This window comes from Curtobacterium sp. B18 (genome assembly GCF_000333375.1).
Taxonomy (GTDB): domain Bacteria; phylum Actinomycetota; class Actinomycetes; order Actinomycetales; family Microbacteriaceae; genus Curtobacterium.
The window spans coordinates 1-1,338 of sequence record NZ_BACZ01000603.1; the positions used below are offsets into that span (position 1 = coordinate 1).

Here is a 1,338-nt window from a genome sequence, read left to right on the forward strand (position 1 = left end):
CGGACTCATCACGACGCTGATCGTCGTCGGAGTGGTGGTGGTCCTCCTCGTCGTCGTGGGGATCTACCTGTGGGTCACCTACAACTCGCTCGTCACGCTGAAGGTCCGCGTCGACGAGGCGTGGAGCGACATCTCGGTGCAGCTCAAGCGCCGCGCGGACCTCATCCCGACCATCGTCGAGACGGTCAAGGGGTACGCCACGCACGAGAAGTCCGTGTTCGAGGCCGTCACGAAGGCCCGTGCCGAGACGCTCAGCGCCGGGGACGCCTCGAGCGCCTCCACGGCCGAGGGGCACATGCAGAAGGCGCTCAAGAGCGTGTTCGCGGTCGCCGAGGGGTACCCCCAGCTGCAGTCCAGCCAGAACTTCCTGCAGCTGCAGTCCGAGCTCGTCGACACCGAGGACAAGATCCAGTCCGCCCGACGCTTCTACAACGGCGGCGTGCGCGAGCTGAACACGAAGATCCGGGTCTTCCCGAACTCGTCGTTCGCGAAGAGCCGGGGCTTCTCCGAGGCGTCGTTCTTCGAGACCGCCGAGCCCGCGGCCATCGCCGAACCGCCGCGCGTCCAGTTCTGATCCGCCCGGAGACTGCTGCGACGTGTACAGCGCGATCGCGCGCAACAAGCGCAACACGGTCCTCATCGTCCTGGTCTTCCTGCTGATCATCGGTGCGCTCGGGTTCCTCGGCGGCTACCTCGCCGGCAACGTGTCGATCGGTGTGATCGTCCTCGTGGTCGCCCTCGGCTACGCGGTCGTGCAGTACTTCGCCGCCGGACGCCAGGCCACCGCGATCGCGGGCGGCATCGAGATCGACCGGACCACCGAGCCGCGGCTCTGGCGCACCGTGGAGAACCTCGCGATCGCCACCGGGATGCCGATGCCGCGGGTCTTCGTGATCGAGGACCCGTCGCCGAACGCCTTCGCAACCGGCCGTGACCCCGACCACGCGATCGTCGCCGCGACGACCGGGCTGCTCGCGATCATGGACGACCAGGAGCTGCAGGGCGTCATGGCGCACGAGCTCGGGCACGTCCGGAACTACGACATCCGCGTCTCGACGATGGTGTTCGGCCTGGTCGTCGCGGTCGGCCTCATCGCCGACGTCCTGCTCCGCATCTCGATCTTCAGCGGGCTCGCCGGCGGTCGGAACCGGAACAACGACAACGGCGGCACGAACCCGGTGCTGCTCGTCGCCGGCATCGTGGCGGTGATCGTCGCGCCGATCGCCGCGGCGGGCGTGCAGGCCGCGGTCTCCCGGCAGCGTGAGTACCTGGCCGACGCGACCGGTGCGATGACCACGCGTCACCCCGAGGGACTCGCCCGCGCGCTCGAGAAGCTCG

General features: G+C 68.8%; 2 protein-coding genes. Both read left to right on the forward strand.

Translation table 11 applies throughout. The features are described 5' to 3' along the window. Positions 1–7 precede the first annotated feature (7 nt). Complete coding sequence (locus tag I5E_RS16315) at positions 8–574, forward strand: LemA family protein (protein ID WP_031262979.1); 567 nt, start codon at positions 8–10, stop codon at positions 572–574. 22 nt (positions 575–596) lie between these two features. Beyond that, a partial coding sequence (locus I5E_RS16320; RefSeq protein ID WP_022907926.1) for a M48 family metalloprotease occupies positions 597–1,338 on the forward strand: 742 nt, incomplete at its 3' end.